Below are 15,803 nucleotides of genomic sequence, written 5' to 3'. Positions count from 1 at the left end.
AGAACACCCCTGTTCAGCCCCAGCCCAACTCGTCGAGTCGGTCGTCTTCGATGCCGAAGTGATGGGCCACTTCATGGATGACGGTAACGCAGACCTCCTCCACCACCTCGGCCTCGCTGTCGCACCCTTCGCAGATCGGCAGCCGGTAGATGTAGATGCGGTCGGGCAACACCATGCCGCCGGCGCCATAGTCGCCCCGATCGGTGAGCGGCACCCCGTCGTACAGCCCCCAAATGCCGGGGTCCTCACCCTCGTCCTCCACCAAGACCACCACGTTTTCCATCAACTCGGCCAGATCATCGGGAATCTCATCCAGCGCCCGTCCCACCAACTCCTCAAACCGCTCTCGCGATATCGCCAACATCGCCGCCATCCTCCCACGAACAGGTCAGGCCCACACCTGACGCACGCGGCCGATCTGTTAGATACACGACTCCGGATTTTCTTGTCTTACGGGGTGCAGAGGGATAGATTTGGGCTGCTTCCCCCTTGACCCGTTCAGACGGTAGGGAAAAGAACCATGCAAGCAGCCATTGCAACCCTCATAGGAGTGATGGGAACCGGGCTCATTACCGTGTTCATCCATTTCCTGCGGTCGATACCGGAACGCATTGACCGCCTTGAAGACAAATTCGAGGGCCACATCAGTCGCCTTGAAGACAAATTCGAGGGCCACATCAGTCGCCTTGAAGACAAATTCGAGGGCCACATCAGTCGCCTTGAAGACAAATTCGAGGGCCACATCAAGCGCCTTGAAGACAAGGTCGACGATCTCCGCGATGAGGTACACCAGGGGTTTCGGGAACAAGGCGAGCGCATAGCCCGCCTCGAGAACCCCCCAGACCCCGACGCCCCCGCAGAAGCCGCCTGACAAAACCCCAGCCTCGGTCCGCCAGACCCGGGGCCGCCTCCTGATGTTGTCATCGGCGTCGGTACCTTGGTGGGGTGAGCGTGTTGGAAGGGCTCTTGGATGGGCTGAATGAGCGGCAGCGGGCGGCGGTGGCCACACCAGGCACTCCGCTGTGCATCCGGGCAGGGGCGGGCACCGGCAAGACCAGGGTGCTCACCCGCAGAATTTCCCACCAGGCCAACATTGGGAACATCGACCCCGTGCGCACGCTGGCGCTCACGTTCACCCGCAAGGCAGCAGACGAGCTGCGAGACCGCCTGGCCGGGTTGGGCCTGCGGGATTCGGTGAGCGCGGGCACTTTCCATGGCGCAGCATTCGCCCAACTGCGTACCCGCTGGGCAGAGCGGCGTATTCAGCCCCCGGAGATCTTGCAGAACAAGCGGGGCCTGATAGCCCGGGTGGCCAAGCAGGCGGGCCTGAGGTTGGCCAAGGCCGAGGTGCAGGATGCGGTGACCGAGATCGAGTGGGCCAAGGCCCGCCGCATCACGCCAGACCAATATGGCGATGCGGCTGCCAGTCTCCGCCGATGGCCAGTCTTGGATCCCGCCGCGATCGTAGACCTCTACCAGCGTTACGAGAGCGAGAAGGCCAAACGACGGGTAGTGGACTTCGACGACCTGCTGATCTTGGCGCTGCGGGATATGACCGACGACCCTGACTATGCCGAGGCTCGCCGCTGGAGCTACCGGCACTTCTTCGTCGACGAGTTCCAGGATGTGAACCGGCTTCAGTTCGATCTGCTGCGGGCCTGGCTGGGCGACCGCAGCGATATGTGCGCGGTGGGCGACCCCAACCAGGCCATCTACAGCTGGAACGGCGCTGACTCCGACTACATCGAGAGGTTCGCCGACTGGTTCGCCGGAGCAGAAGTGCTCGACCTTTTGGACAACTACCGGTCCACTCCCCAGATTCTGGCCGCAGGCCGGGCCGTGCTGCCCCGGGGATCGGCCATGCTGATACCCCACAACCTGGACGGGCCCCGGCCGTCGGTGAGCACCCATGCCGACGACTTCGACGAGGCGGCGGCTATTGCCCGATCGCTACGCGACGCCAAGGGTCCCGAGACTGCATGGTCGTCAATGGCCGTTCTAGCCCGCACCAACGCCCAAACCGCCAAGCTGGCCACTGCTTTGGGCAAGTCGGGGATCCCCTATCGAGTGCGCATCGACGCCAACCTTACCGAGGACGACTCCGCAGTCGGCCCACCCAAAAGCTCCGACACCGTAGACGTGGCCACGTTCCACGCCGCCAAGGGGCTGGAGTGGCCCATCGTCCACTTGGCCGGCCTGGAGAAGGGCTTGGTGCCCATTAGCCGAGCCCAGACGCCGGCCGAGGTCGCCGAAGAACAGCGGCTGCTTTACGTGGCCATTACCCGAGCCGAACGCGAGCTCCACTGCCACTGGGCCGCCGAGCGCGCCTTCGGAGAACGCAAAGCATCCCGCTCCCCCTCCCCCTACCTGAACGCCATACTCAGCGCCGCCTAGAGATCGAAGGGGATTAGCACCACCACAACGGTGGTGTCGCAGTCTCGAAGCACCTGCTCCACGCGGTGGCCCAGGAAAGGCCGGTCGCCGACCCGGCGGAGGTTGGCGCCCATGACCACCAGATCAGCCTCTATGTCGCGGGCCAGATCCAATATCTCATCGGCTGGCGAGGTGCCGTCCTTGACCATTGTGCGGACTGTTGCCCCCAGTTCAATGGCGTGTATCTCGGCTTGGGCCACCATCTGCACTCCGACTATGGAGCCGCTGCGGGCAATCATGCGGCGGCTGAACAGCGACGGCAGGCCTGCGGGTTCGCTCCTGACGGTATTGATGTGGGTGAGGTGCAGTTCGGTGCCGAGTTGGGCGCTGAGGTTGAAAGCCACCTCTTGGGCCGCCCGCGACACCGGGCTGCCGGTGACCGGCACCACTGCCCGGCTGAACGCCCCCGGAAGTGGCCGATCCAGATTTCGGGCCCGGCGGACGACCACCACAGGGATAGGACTCTCTGACAACACCCCGTCTACCAGCGGCGAAACCACCTGGTGGGTGTCGGTGTAGTCCTGAGCCCCCAGCCCGATGACGCCGAACCCCAGTCGGCTTTCTTCAATGATGGCCCGCACCGGGTCGTCTCCGCGCACCCGCCGGTGCTCCAAGGAGCGGTCGTGCATCACATTGCGCAGCGGTGTGATATCCACTTCAGCGTCTCGATCGCCCACCGTGAGCACTGTCGCCCCGGCTTCAACCGGCCAGGCGAAATGTAGAACCTGGGCCGCAGCGATCGATTCCGGTCCTCCCTGGCTGGGCAAAAGGAGCCGGGAGGTTCTCACCACCAGGTTGCGGCTCAGCGCTTGCTCCCGGCCAAGCCGCTCCTGCTCATCAGGCGTGCCCTGCCAGTTGTTCACCACGCCCCGCAGGGTGGCCGAGGCGAACAGGGAGGTGAGCACCGGCACCAGCACGATCACCGAGAAGGCGGTGGGACTGAACACCCCAACGCTCAACCCCACCGTGGCGATGACGATCTCCAGCGTCCCCCGGGCGTTCAGTCCGGCCCCCAGGGCCAACCCGGCTCGGTGGGTGCGGCCGGCGAGGCGGGCGCCGCCGTAGGCCCCGGCAAACTTGAAGACGACAGCCACCGCGAGCACGATCAGTGCCCACCAGAAGGCCTCGGCGTTGTTCAACAGGCGGAGGTCCACCTGCAAGCCGGCAGTGGCAAAGAACACCGGCGCCAGCAGGGCGTTTGTAAGACCCTCTAGGTGGTGAATGACATCTTCGTGTTGGAATCGGGACCGGTGCAGCACTACACCGGCCACGAACGCTCCCAATACGGCTTCTACGCCTAGCCACTCGGTGGCCACCCCGAAGGCCAGCATGGTGACCATGCACACCGTCAGCGCGGCGGCAACGCTGCTTCCGGTGCGCCGCACTTGCCGCAACAGCGAGTCCACCAGCCGCTGGCCGACTGTAAGGGCCAGCACCCCGAAGGCCGCTATCCCTCCCAGCGTGGCCAACACCTGTCCGACTGACACTCCACCTGAGGTGGCAAGGCCGGTGAAAACGCCCAGCAGTATCCAGCCGACCACGTCGTTGGCCATGCCCGCGGCCACGGTGATCTGGCCAAAGTCCCGGCGCATCAGCCCCAGTTCGCTGAGGATCTTGGCCACCACCGCCAGAGACGACACGGCGAGCGCCAGGGCCACGAACAGCGTGAACGTGAGCCTCTCGGCATCCTCGCCCAAAAACAGGGATGGCATCAACATGCCAACCACAATGCCGCCTATCAGCGGCACTACCAGGCTGCCCGCGGTGACCAACAGCGCCGACCGCCCCAGCTTGGTGATCAGCCCCAAATCGGTCTCGAACCCGGTCACCACCAACAGCAGCGCCACCCCCACCCAGCTGACCGCGGCCAGATAGGCCCATTGGTCGCCCTGGCCGATCTCTGGCAAGAACCACTCGAAGCCCGACTTCCACACCACCCCGAACACCGACGGCCCCAGCACCAGACCGGCCAACAGCGCCCCCACCACCGAGGGCATCCCCACTCTTCTCATCACCAGACCGAAGAGATGGGAGACGGCCACCAGCACCAGGATGTTCACCCAAAAGACCAGCAAATCAAGGCCGTGGCCAGCCGGATCGGTCGCGGCCAGCGCCGACCACGCACCCATCACCCCTCAAACCCCCTAGCCGCCGACCACTTCCTCATGCGCCTCATCTGCTCCCGGCAGATTCGTCCCAGTCGAAATCCACCACCACCGGGGCATGGTCCGACGGCTTCTCCCCCTTGCGGGCGTTGCGGTCCATGAGCACCGTGGTCACCCGTTGGGCCAAGGGTACAGAAGCCATCACCATGTCGATGCGCATCCCCTGGCGCTTGTGGAACCGCCCCGCCTGATAGTCCCAGAAGGTATAGAGGCCGTCGTCGGGCCAGCGCTGGCGGAACACGTCTACCAGGCCCCAATCTGCCACCGCGCCGAACGCGTCGCGTTCGGGCTCGCTTACGTGGGTCAGACCCTCGAAAGCCGCGATTTCCCACACGTCGCTGTCGGCCGGGGCCACGTTGAAGTCCCCGGCCACCACCACCGGCGCCCCAGCATCGGCATTGGCCTCCAGATGCGACCGGAGCCGGCCCAGCCAGTCCAACTTGTAGTGGTAGTGGTCGTGACCAAGCTCCCTCCCATTGGGTATGTAAGCGCTGGCCACCCGCACACCGGCGCAGGTCGCCCACACAATGCGGGCGTCGGGGTCAGCCTCGCGGCCGTCGGCGAAGCCATTGGCGGGGTCGGCCAGACCCACCCGGCTCAAGACGGCCACACCGTTCCAGCGCCCCTGGCCGTGGTGAACCCACTCGTAGCCCATCGACTCAAAGGCCAAGCCGGGAAAGGCGTCGTCGGCCATCTTGGTCTCCTGGAGGCACAGCACATCGGGTTCGGCCAACTCCAGCCACCCCTGGACTCGGGGCATGCGGGCGTTCAGGGAGTTCACATTCCAAGTGGCCAACCGCACCATCGGTACCCTAGCCCTTCGCTTCTCCTTGGAGGCTATGCGGATGGGCGAGGTGGCGCACCGCATCTTCAGCAGTCCACTGGGGCTCAAGAGGCCTTTAGGTTCCCACGCGCGCACCCCCTTAGACTTTCCCCATGACCACTGACAATGAGCAGCTTGTGGGCCAGAACGCCTGGTTGGTCGACGAGATGCACCGCCAGTATCTGGCCGACCCCGCCTCGGTGAGCGAGAGCTGGCAGGACTTCTTCTCCGACTACCGCCCCGACCGAGCCCTCCCCACCCAGACCGCCCCGGCTGCCGGGCCTCAGACGGCACCCGATCCGCCAGAGAAATCAGAGCCCCTGCCCGGAGATCCGCTGCGGGGCGCGGCGGCCCGAATCGCCCGCAACATGGAGGCCAGTCTGGCCGTCCCAACCGCCACCAGCTTCCGGGAGGTCCCGGCCAGGCTTCTCGAAGTAAACCGCCAGATCATCAACGGCTATCTGGGGCGCACCGGCGGGCGCAAGGTGTCGTATACCCACTTGATCGCCTACGCGGTGGTGCAGGCAATCGCCCACCACATGCCGGTAATGAACTCCACGTTCGCAGACGCCGAAGGCGGCCCCCGGGTTGTGCGCCACCCACACGTCGGCCTGGGAATCGCCGTGGACGTGGAGAAATCCGACGGGTCCCGCTCCCTATTGGTGCCGTGCATCCCCGAGGCGGACACTCTCGACTTCCCCAGTTTCGTGGACCTCTACTACACCATGGTCCGCAAGGTGCGGGCCAACGATCTGAGCCCCGACGATTTCGCCGGCGTCACCGTCAGCATCACCAATCCCGGCACCCTTGGAACCTTGCAGTCGGTGCCCCGGCTCATGCCCGGCCAAGGGGTCATCGTCGGCCTGGGCACCATCGACTACCCAACCGCCTACCAAGCCGCCGACTCCCGCACCCTGGCCGACCTGGGAGTGTCGAAAGTGATAACCCTGTCGTCCACCTACGACCACCGCATCATCCAGGGCGCAGAGTCGGGCATGTTCCTCGGAGCAGTCCACGAACTGCTGCTGGGCAAGCACGACTTCTACGTCGACATATTTCGAGAAGTGGGAGTTCCCTATCACGCGGTGAGCTGGCGGCCCGACATCCTCCCCCTCAACCGGGAACAGGCCATGATCACCAAGCAGGTGCAGGTGAACGCGATCATCAACATGCACCGGATGCGGGGCCACCTCATCGCCGACCTCGACCCGCTGTCGGCCGCCGGGCCCGTGATGCACGCCGAGCTAGACCCCGCCACCTACGGTCTCACCATCTGGGACCTCGACCGAGAGTTCCTCACGACCGGGTTCGGCGGCATCGACTTGGGCCAGCCTGACGGCAAGATGCCGCTAGGCGACATCTTGCATGTGCTCCGCAATGCCTACTGCCGCACAGTGGGCGTGGAGTACATGCACATCCAAGAGCCCGATGAGAAGCGGTGGATCCAAAACGAGGTGGAGGGGATGGTGATGCCCCTGGCGCTCAACGAGAAGCTGCACATTCTTGATCGGCTGAACGCTGCCGAGGCGCTGGAGCGGTTCTTGGACACCAAGTATGTGGGCCAGAAGCGGTTCGGCATCGAGGGCGCCGAGAGCGCCATCGTGGTGCTGGACGCGGTGCTGGGCAAAGCCGCCGACCTGGGCATGGCTTCGGCGATCATGGGCATGGCTCACCGGGGACGGCTCAACGTGCTGGTCAACATCGTAGGCAAGGAGTACGGGCAGCTCTTCGGCGAATTCGAGGGGAATCTGGACGAGTCGTCCACCCAGGGGTCGGGCGACGTGAAATACCACTTGGGCATGACCTCGGAGTTCAACAGCATGGCGGGCAACCAGATACAGGTGGAACTGGCTGCCAATCCTTCCCACCTGGAGGCGGTAAACCCGGTGGTCGAGGGCATGGTCCGGGCCCGCTTGGACCACATCAGCCAAGACCACCCCGAGCACAGCCCGGTCAGCGGGTTGGTGAGGGGCCAGGCCGCGGGCGAGGACAACCGCTATCCAGTGCTGCCCCTACTCGTCCACGGCGACGCCGCCTTTGCCGGCCAGGGCGTGGTGAGCGAGACATTGAACCTGTCTTTGATCCAGGGCTACCGAACCGGGGGCACGATACACCTGGTCATCAACAACCAGGTCGGGTTCACCACCACCGCGGAGTCAGCGCGCTCCAGTTACTACTGCACCGACGTGGCCAAGATGATCCAAGCCCCCATCTTCCACGTCAACGGCGACGACCCAGAGGCCTGCGCCCGGGTGGCCAACTTGGCACTGGCCTACCGCAATCACTTCCACAAAGACGTGGTGATCGACATGTGGTGCTACCGCCGCCAAGGCCACAACGAGGCCGACGACCCCAGCTACACCCAACCGGAGATGTACCGGCGGATCGAGAGCCAACGCTCAGTGCGGAAGCTGTATGTGGAGTCGCTGGTGAAACGGGGGGACATCACCCTCGAGGAGGCTGAGCAGGCCTTGGACGGCTTCCGGGCCAAGCTCCAAGAGGCATTGGAGGGAACCCGAGACCAGGCCGACGCCAAAGGCCCGGGAGAGATTGCTGGAATCGAGACAGCAGGCAAAAGGGAACTCCATCTGTCAATCTCGGGCGGACTGTCGGACCCCACTCCCCTTGTGCCTCCGCCTGCGGACACAACCGTGTCGGAGAAGCAGATAAAGCGGGTGTTCGAAGCCCTGACATCGTTGCCCGAGGAGTTCGTGCTCCACCCCAAGCTGGCCCGCCAATTCGATGCCCGCGACGCCATGATGGCTCAGGGCATGGTGGACTGGGGGCTGGCCGAGGCGATGGCCTTCGGCACCCTGCTCGACGAGGGCACGTCGATCCGCCTGGCGGGCCAGGACTCTCGCCGGGGGACGTTCTCCCATCGCCACAGCACCCTGGTGTGCAACCAGACAGCCCGGGAGCACCGCCCACTGGCCGGGCTGGCCCGCGGTGGGGCCAAGCTGTGGGTGTACGACTCGCTGCTCTCGGAATACGCCGCTTTGGGCTTCGAATACGGATATTCGGTGGGCGACCCCGATGCGCTCGTTCTCTGGGAGGCCCAATTCGGGGATTTCGTGAATGGCGCCCAGATAATCATCGACCAATTCGTGATGTCGGCGGAGGACAAATGGGACCAGCGCTCGGGTCTGGTCATGCTGCTGCCCCACGGATTCGAAGGCCAAGGGCCTGAGCACTCCTCAGGGCGGATCGAGCGTTTCTTGCAGTCGGTGGCCGAGGACAACATCCGGGTGGCCAACCTGTCCACCTCGGCCCAGTACTTCCACCTGCTTCGGGACCAGGCCAAACGCCGGCCTCGCAACCCTCTCGTGCTGTTCACCCCCAAGTCGCTGCTTCGCCACCGGGATGCCCGTTCGCCGGTTTCAGAGCTCGCCGGGGCCCAGTTCTCACCGGTGCTAGGCGATCCCGGCGGACCCCCGCCCGACCAGGTGGCCGGTGTCGTGCTGGCCAGCGGAAAGATCTGCCACGAGGTGCTGGCCGAGCGCGACCGGGCTAGTGCCGCCGCTGCTGTGCTGCGGATCGAGCAGCTCTATCCCTGGCCAGCCAGCGCCTTAGCCGAGGCCCTCGCCTGCTATCCCAAGGCGAACAAGATCATCTGGCTCCAAGAGGAGCCGCAGAACATGGGGCCGTGGAACTACGTCAAGGGCCACATCCACGATGCATTGGGCGACCGATTTGAAATCCTCAGAGCCAGTCGCAGTGAGTCTTCCAGCCCTGCCACCGGCAGCGCCGCCGTACACGCCCAAGAACAATCTGAACTAGTTGCCCGGACGGTCGCGTTGGCGGACTCGAAAAGCTGACCTCGGACGGTTCAGCCAATATCCAGGTTGAGGAGGCGGGCGGCGTTGCCCCTCACCAGTTTGTGGACTACGTCGGCGGGCAGGTGGCCCATCATGTCCTCGGCCACCTTCTTGGTGTGGGGCCACGTAGTGTCGGTGTGGGGGTAATCGGTCTCGAAGGTGACGTTGTCCACCCCCACCTCGTCTAACGACTTCAACCCATGGTTGTCGCGGAAAAAGCAGCCGTAGATCTGGCGGTAGTAGTAGGTGGAAGGCGGCTCAGGAATCGCGTCCCTCACCCCGCCCCAGGCCCGGTGCTCCGACCAGACATCGTCGCAGCGCTCCAAGATATAGGGAATCCAACCGATCTGGCCCTCGGAATAGGCCAACTTCAGCTGTGGAAACCTCACCAGAACCCCGGAGAACAAGAAGTCGCTCATCGACGCGATGGCGTTGTTGAAGCTGAGCGAGGCCGCCACCGCCGGCGGGGCGTCGGGAGAGGCAGCGGGCATCACCGAGGAAGAGCCGATGTGCATACACACCGCGGTGTTGGTGTCCTGGCAGGCAGAGAAGAACGGATCCCAGTAGCCGGTGTGGATGCTGGGCAGGCCCAGATTGGGGGCGATCTCGCTGAAGCACACCGCGTGGCAGCCGCGGGCAGCGTTGCGCTCCACCTCGGCTTTGGCCAGCTCCACATCCCACAGCGGGATGATGGCCAGGGGGATGAGCGCTCCGTTGGAATCGCCGCACCACTCCTCGATCATGAAATCGTTGTAGGCCTGCACGCAGGCCAGGGCCAGTTCCTTGTCATCGGCCTCCAAGAAAGTCTGGCCGCAGAAGCGGGGAAACGTCGGGAACGACAGCGAGGCCTCCACATGGTTCATCTCCATATCTTCCACGCGGGCTTTGGGGTCATAGCACCCCGGTCGCATCTCATCGAAGGTGATGGGCACAGCTTCCATGTCGTCGCGGTCGAAACCCACCGCGGCTACATGGCGCTTGTTGGGGTAGACGAGGTCTTCGTAGAACCACACATCGCCCCACGGCCCGTCTTCCACATCCAGCTCGTAGGTGTACATCTTCGCACCGCCGATGTAGCTGATCGGCCCCACCCTGCGGCGCTCAACCCGCGGGCCTCGCTCCTTGAACCGCTCGGGCAGCCAGCTCTGCCACAGGTGCGCGGGCTCCACCAAGTGGTCGTCCACGCTGATGATCCTGGGAATCTCGGTGCGCACGGCCATGAGCCTACCGGCTGTCCGATTAGTCAGCCTCAGCGAGAGCGGCGGCAACCTCGGGAGGCAGGGAGGACTCAGAGATGCGGATGTGATGTTCTGCGGCCCACGCCACCGTGAGCTCGGCACTGCCTGTGTCAAGCAGCGTCTCCGCACCCAGACGGGGGTGATCCTGGTAATCGGCCCACCGGCCCCGAAGGCCGCGGGGAAACACCGTCCCCATCAGGGTGGCGCCCACCCGGGCCCAGGTCCCCAGTCCGGCATGGTTCTTGCCCACGTCGTGGAGGGCCGCAGCCACCCGTTGGGCATCGTCGGCCAGCGCGGGGCACTTGGCCGAGCGCAGGGCGTGGCTGCGATCAGCCGCTCTCATCTGCCGGTAAAGCTCCGTCTCGGCGTCGGTGAGCAACCCCATCAGCCAGGCTTCACCTGCGACGTCGGGACCTCGATCGACCAGCGATTGGAAAAAGCGCCTAGCCAGATGGGCCCACGAGCTCACCGGTTGAGCACCGCCCGAGGATGAGCAGCCCGATAGGCCTCCCACAGCTTCTCCTTGGAGACCATGGTGTAGACCTGCGTGGTGCTGATGGAGGCGTGGCCCAGGAGCTCCTGCACCGCCCTGATGTCAGCGCCATGGTCCAACATATGGGTGGCACACGAGTGGCGGAACACGTGGGGGGAGACTCTGGCGCCCAGCCCCACCTGCTGAGCCCTCTTCTTCACCATCCCCCAGGCCCCTTGCCGCGATAGGCGGCGTCCCCGTTGATTGAGCCATACCGCTTCTTGATCGTGCCGGGATGCCCAACGCTCGGGCTCCATCTCTCCCCGACCGGCGGGGACAAACCAGGCGGCCAATGCCTCATGAGCGCATCGGCCTAGCGGCAGGACCCGCTCCTTTTGACCCTTGCCCACAACCTGCACGATGGACTCGCCCATATCCACATCGTTCAGCGACATCCCCACTAGCTCGCTGATGCGCATGCCTGTGCCATAGAGAACCTCCAACATGGCCCGATCCCGGCGAGATACCCGATCGACACCGTTCACGGCGTCCAGAATGGCGTCCATTTCAGCCTCGCTGAGCGCCTTCGGCACACCGGTGGGCACCCTGGGGAGTTCTACATGGGAGCAGGGATCATCGTCCCTCAAACCATCCACCACTAGAAACTGGTGAAACGTCCGCACTGCGGTCATAGTCCGCTTCACCGATGCCGGAGCCATTCCCCGGCTTTGCAGATTGCGCAAATGCGCCAAGACGTCTTCCTCGCTAGCCGTTTCGGGACTACGACCCCGGGCAGCCAAGGCTTCGCAGTAGCCGCTCAGGTCTCGGCGGTAGGCCTCACAAGTACGGGGGGCACGACCCCTCTCTAGCACCAGCCAATCCAAGAATTCCTCAACCCCGCTCCCTGCGCTCACCGACGGCGGCACAGGATTCTCACCCCAGCCGCTCGCGGGCCAACATCAGGCCGACGATGGACTTGGCGTCGATCAGCTCGCCAGAGGCCACGAGATCGGGCACGTCAGCCAGCTTGATGCGCTCGATCGCCATGTGCTCCTCCTCGATGCCGTGGGGAAGGCGGTCGGTGTCGGCCAACTCGGTGGCCAGATAACAGTGGGTGACTTCGTCACAGAACCCCGGTGAGTTGTGGAAGACGGCCAGTAGCTCAAGATGGCCGGCTTGTTTGCCGATCTCCTCTCGCAGCTCCCGCCGCGCGGTGAATTCGGGGGGCTCATCGTGGCTGTCCAGCTTCCCGGCGGGGATTTCCAGCATCTCCCGATTCACCGCCGCTCGATACTGGCGGATCATGATGACCTCTTCGCCGTCGAGAGGCACAATCACCGCAGCTCCGGGATGGCGGATGATCTCCCGCTCATATATTGAACCGTCAGGTGCCCTGATCTCCGCAACACTCAGCGACACCACTCGCCCCTGCCACCCCTGGCGTTCTCCTATCGGGGTGAAACCGTTCCTATTGCCCACCGTCGCACTCCCTCTCAACGATGAGCGGCGGGCGAGGCGTCGGCCACCACCTCAACTTGCGCTGAGGCCTGCCCGTCATCAGGCCTCGAACTGGACAAGCCGCCCTGAACAACAGTCAAGCTGCTCTCCCGGCGGTCCAGCGCGGCGTTCACCAAGCCGCAGAATAGCGGGGCGGGCCGATCGGGGCGGCTCTTGAATTCGGGGTGGGCCTGGGTTCCCACCCACCAGGGATGGCTTTCCAGCTCAATAAACTCCACCAGGAGTCCGTCGGGCGACTCCCCGGCGAGCACGAAGTCGGTGCCCTCGAAGCGGCTGCGGAGCTTGGGATTGAACTCATAGCGGTGGCGGTGGCGCTCCGAGACCACTTCAGCGCCATATACCTCGGCAACCTTGGTACCCGGTCGGAGCTTGGCCATGCACGCCCCCAGGCGCATGGTGCCGCCCTTGTCGGTGATGCCGCGCTGGGATTCCATCAAGTCGATGACTGGCCACGGGGTGCGGGGGTCGAATTCGCTGGAATGCGCGTTGGCCAAGCCCAAAACGTTGCGGGCGTAGTCGATGGTCATCACTTGGAGGCCCAGACACAAGCCCAGGCAGGGAATGCGGTTTTCCCGAGCGTAGGAGGCAGCATTGATCTTGCCCTCTATTCCCCGCTCACCGAACCCGCCGGGGATCACAATGCCGTCCAGCCCGCTCATCAGGCTGTCGACCATCAGACCCTCCACGCTCTCGGCCTGAATCCAATCGATCTCCACCGACGCGCCTAGATGTATGGCCGCGTGGTTCAAGGCCTCCACCACCGACAGATAAGCGTCTTGAAGCGTCACGTATTTGCCTATGAGGCCGATGCGAACGGAGCGCTGGGCCCGGGAAATCCGCTGATTCAACATCTGCCAGTTGGTCAGATCAGGATCGGGAACGTCCAAGCGCAAGATGTCGCACACCACGCTGTCGAGGCCCTCGTTGTGGAGCACCAGGGGGATCTCATAGATGCTGTCAGCGTCGGCCGCGTTGACCACCGCCGATACGTCAACGTCGCACAGGCTGGAGATCTTGCGCTTCAACTCATCGGAGATGGGCGACTCGCTGCGGCATACGATGGCGTCGGGCTGAACACCCCGGCTGCGCAGCTCGGTGACCGAGTGCTGGGTGGGCTTGGTCTTCTGCTCGCCGGTCGGGCCGATGAAGGGCACCAGCGTGACGTGGACGTAGCAGACGTTGCCCCGCCCAACGTCTAGGCGCACCTGGCGGATGGCCTCCAGAAAAGGAAGGATCTCGATGTCGCCGACGGTGCCGCCGATCTCGGTGATCGCCACATCCACATCGTCGGACACCAGGCTGGAGATGCGGTTCTTGATCTCGTTGGTGACATGGGGTATCACCTGCACGGTCTTGCCCAGATACTCCCCTTGGCGCTCCGATGCGATGACCGAGGAGTAGATGGAGCCAGTAGTGGCGTTAGAAAGCTTGGTTAGGCTCTCGTCGATGAACCGCTCGTAGTGGCCTAGATCAAGATCGGTCTCTCCACCGTCATCGGTGACGAACACCTCGCCGTGCTCGAATGGGTTCATGGTGCCGGGGTCCACGTTGATGTACGGATCGAGCTTCTGCATGGTCACCCGTAGACCCCGCTGCTTGAGCAAACGGCCTAGGGATGCGGCCGTGAGCCCCTTACCCAATGAACTCGCCACACCGCCCGTGACAAAGATGTGTTTGGTCACGCCTCCTAAGCCTAGCGGGCATCTGCGACGACTAGTGGACCCAGAGAGCCGACTGGCTAAACCCTGCCGCTGCTTTGGGACATCTGTAGGAGTTCGGAAGCATGGCGGCGGGCGCTGGCGCTGTCGGGTGACCCGGACAGCATCCGGGACAGCTCAACTACCCGGTCCTCGCCTTCCAAAGGCACGGCCGACACGGTGGTGGAATCACCATCGTCGTGTTTGACAATGCTCACCTGTTGGTCGGCGCAGGCCGCTACTTGGGGCAAGTGGGTAACGACCAATATCTGGTGATCGGCAGTCAGACGGGAAAGCGCCCGGCCCACTGTCTGGGCAACTTGGCCCCCGATGCCGGCATCTACCTCGTCGAATACCAGCACCGGGGGGCCGGCGCTCACCACCAAGCGCAGGGCCAGCATGACCCGGGCCAGCTCTCCCCCTGATGCGGCCGACGTGAGAGGTAGGCCGGGGGCACCGCTGTTGGCGGCCAGCAGGATGTCCACGTCGTCGCCGGAGTCGCCGCCCACCTCTACGTGCACCTCAGCTCTAGCCATGGCCAGTTCTCTCAAGTGGGATGTCACCTCTTCGCCCAGCCCCTGGGCCGCCTGCCGCCGAGCTGCGCCCACTTGGGCACCGGCTTCAGCCACGGCCTCGTCGCGACGCTGATGCTCCCCGTCCAGGTCTTTGGCCAGACGGTCGAAGTCCTCCAGCTCCGCGAGGCGGGTAGAAAGATCTCGGTAGAACTCAATGACCTCGGCCACGGTCTCCCCATACTTGCGGCGAAGATCAACCAACAGCTCCCGTCGCTGGCGGATCTCGGCCAAACGGGCCGGATTCTCATCAATGGACTCGGCCGCCCGGCGCAATTCAGTCGACAGGTCGCCAACCTCGGCAACCAGGTTGACCAGCCGCTCATACTGGCTCGCCAGCGGCGGTCGGTTCTCCAGGGCTGCGGCCGCTTGGGCCAACCCAGCACCCACTGCGCCATCGGCGCCAAGAGAAACCGCAGCCCGTCGGGCCGCATCCCGGCTGGCCGCGGCATCGGCCAGCACCGCCTCCTCGGCCTTGAGCATCTCCTCCTCGTCGGGGTTATCCAGGCCAGCCTCATCTAGTTCGGTCAGCTGGAATCGACAGAGCTCTATCTCCCGAGCTCGGGAACGCTCATCGCCGCCCAGCTCAGCCCGTCTCCGATTCAGGTCGGCCAGCGCGGAACGCGCCTCCATGAGTGGCACCAAGTCCACATCGCCGTATCGATCCAGCGCTGCCCGCTGGTGGACACGGCGCAAAAGAGACTGGTGGGCGTGCTGGCCATGCAGATCCACCAGCTCTGCGCCCAGTTCAGCCAGGGTGGCGGCCGACGCCAGCCGACCATCGACGTAGGCCCGAGCCCGTCCGTCGGCAGGCACCACCCTCCGCAACACGACCTCCTCCCCCTGGTTGTCAAACCGGCCCTCGACTACTGCCTCATCGGAGCCAAACCGCACCAGTTCCGAGTCGGCACGGCCGCCCAAGAGCAGGTCAACCGCCGTTACCACCAGGGTCTTTCCCGCACCTGTTTCCCCGGTCAGCGCGGTCATGCCCGGACCCAGCACCAGATTGAGCCGTTCGATCACCCCCAGGTTCTCTACTGCGAGCTCAGACAGCATTTTCTCGGGTCCCA

At 64.4% G+C, this 15,803-nt stretch carries 12 protein-coding genes; 3 read left to right on the top strand and 9 right to left on the bottom strand.

Annotated elements, in window-relative coordinates; translation table 11 throughout:
• Nucleotides 1-13: 13 nt before the first annotated feature.
• Nucleotides 14-364 (bottom strand): metallopeptidase family protein, encoded by a 351-nt coding sequence (locus ACOOGG_RS14305; protein ID WP_420436202.1) that lies wholly within the window; start codon nt 362-364, stop codon nt 14-16.
• A 156-nt stretch (nt 365-520) separates the two neighbouring features.
• On the opposite strand from ACOOGG_RS14305, the gene ACOOGG_RS14300 reads away from it, so the two are divergent.
• Complete coding sequence (locus ACOOGG_RS14300; protein WP_420436200.1) at nt 521-871, top strand: hypothetical protein; 351 nt, start codon at nt 521-523, stop codon at nt 869-871.
• A 74-nt stretch (nt 872-945) separates the two neighbouring features.
• A complete protein-coding gene (locus ACOOGG_RS14295) occupies nt 946-2,394 on the top strand; it encodes an ATP-dependent helicase (protein WP_420436198.1) in 1,449 nt (482 codons plus the stop codon).
• Here the strand turns inward: ACOOGG_RS14295 and ACOOGG_RS14290 are convergent.
• Together ACOOGG_RS14290 and ACOOGG_RS14285 are read right to left on the bottom strand one after the other, a co-directional pair.
• Nucleotides 2,391-4,562, bottom strand: a complete 2,172-nt coding sequence (locus tag ACOOGG_RS14290) for a cation:proton antiporter (protein ID WP_420437611.1) — start codon at nt 4,560-4,562, stop codon at nt 2,391-2,393. The genes ACOOGG_RS14295 and ACOOGG_RS14290 overlap by 4 nt on opposite strands.
• A 43-nt stretch (nt 4,563-4,605) precedes the next feature.
• Nucleotides 4,606-5,403 (bottom strand): exodeoxyribonuclease III, encoded by a 798-nt coding sequence (locus ACOOGG_RS14285; protein WP_420436196.1) that lies wholly within the window; start codon nt 5,401-5,403, stop codon nt 4,606-4,608.
• 131 nt (nt 5,404-5,534) lie between these two features.
• Between ACOOGG_RS14285 and ACOOGG_RS14280 the strand changes: the two genes are divergently transcribed.
• Nucleotides 5,535-9,236, top strand: coding sequence for a multifunctional oxoglutarate decarboxylase/oxoglutarate dehydrogenase thiamine pyrophosphate-binding subunit/dihydrolipoyllysine-residue succinyltransferase subunit (locus ACOOGG_RS14280; RefSeq protein WP_420436194.1), 3,702 nt, complete (start codon nt 5,535-5,537; stop codon nt 9,234-9,236).
• An 11-nt stretch (nt 9,237-9,247) separates the two neighbouring features.
• Here ACOOGG_RS14280 and ACOOGG_RS14275 read toward each other — a convergent pair whose 3' ends face one another.
• From ACOOGG_RS14275 to recN, 6 genes are all read right to left on the bottom strand, one after another.
• Complete coding sequence (locus tag ACOOGG_RS14275; RefSeq protein ID WP_420436192.1) at nt 9,248-10,456, bottom strand: amidohydrolase family protein; 1,209 nt, start codon at nt 10,454-10,456, stop codon at nt 9,248-9,250.
• A gap of 19 nt (nt 10,457-10,475) precedes the next feature.
• Nucleotides 10,476-10,859: a hypothetical protein gene (locus ACOOGG_RS14270; RefSeq protein WP_420436190.1), complete on the bottom strand. Its 384-nt coding sequence runs from the start codon at nt 10,857-10,859 to the stop codon at nt 10,476-10,478.
• Between the two features lie 80 nt (nt 10,860-10,939).
• A complete protein-coding gene (locus ACOOGG_RS14265) occupies nt 10,940-11,860 on the bottom strand; it encodes a site-specific tyrosine recombinase (protein ID WP_420436188.1) in 921 nt (306 codons plus the stop codon).
• Between the two features lie 19 nt (nt 11,861-11,879).
• Nucleotides 11,880-12,425: an NUDIX hydrolase gene (locus tag ACOOGG_RS14260; RefSeq protein ID WP_420436186.1), complete on the bottom strand. Its 546-nt coding sequence runs from the start codon at nt 12,423-12,425 to the stop codon at nt 11,880-11,882.
• A 14-nt stretch (nt 12,426-12,439) separates the two neighbouring features.
• Nucleotides 12,440-14,146 (bottom strand): CTP synthase, encoded by a 1,707-nt coding sequence (locus ACOOGG_RS14255; RefSeq protein WP_420436184.1) that lies wholly within the window; start codon nt 14,144-14,146, stop codon nt 12,440-12,442.
• 56 nt (nt 14,147-14,202) lie between these two features.
• On the bottom strand, nt 14,203-15,789 hold the full coding sequence (gene recN / locus ACOOGG_RS14250) for a DNA repair protein RecN (protein ID WP_420436182.1): 1,587 nt from the start codon (nt 15,787-15,789) through the stop codon (nt 14,203-14,205).
• Between the last annotated feature and the right edge of the window lie 14 nt (nt 15,790-15,803).

The organism is Candidatus Poriferisocius sp., assembly GCF_965214065.1.
Classification (GTDB): domain Bacteria; phylum Actinomycetota; class Acidimicrobiia; order Acidimicrobiales; family Bin134; genus Poriferisocius.
This window is presented reverse-complemented; position numbering and strand designations above follow the sequence as displayed.

What these genes read in the sequence shown, in the direction of transcription:
- ACOOGG_RS14305 (WP_420436202.1), bottom strand. Translation starts at nt 364, where the DNA reads ATGTTGGCGATATCGCGAGAGCGGTTTGAGGAGTTGGTGGGACGGGCG.
- ACOOGG_RS14300 (WP_420436200.1), top strand. Translation starts at nt 521, where the DNA reads ATGCAAGCAGCCATTGCAACCCTCATAGGAGTGATGGGAACCGGGCTC.
- ACOOGG_RS14290 (WP_420437611.1), bottom strand. Translation starts at nt 4,562, where the DNA reads ATGGGTGCGTGGTCGGCGCTGGCCGCGACCGATCCGGCTGGCCACGGC.
- ACOOGG_RS14285 (WP_420436196.1), bottom strand. Translation starts at nt 5,403, where the DNA reads ATGGTGCGGTTGGCCACTTGGAATGTGAACTCCCTGAACGCCCGCATG.
- ACOOGG_RS14280 (WP_420436194.1), top strand. Translation starts at nt 5,535, where the DNA reads ATGACCACTGACAATGAGCAGCTTGTGGGCCAGAACGCCTGGTTGGTC.
- ACOOGG_RS14275 (WP_420436192.1), bottom strand. Translation starts at nt 10,456, where the DNA reads ATGGCCGTGCGCACCGAGATTCCCAGGATCATCAGCGTGGACGACCAC.
- ACOOGG_RS14270 (WP_420436190.1), bottom strand. Translation starts at nt 10,859, where the DNA reads ATGGGGTTGCTCACCGACGCCGAGACGGAGCTTTACCGGCAGATGAGA.
- recN (WP_420436182.1), bottom strand. Translation starts at nt 15,789, where the DNA reads ATGCTGTCTGAGCTCGCAGTAGAGAACCTGGGGGTGATCGAACGGCTC.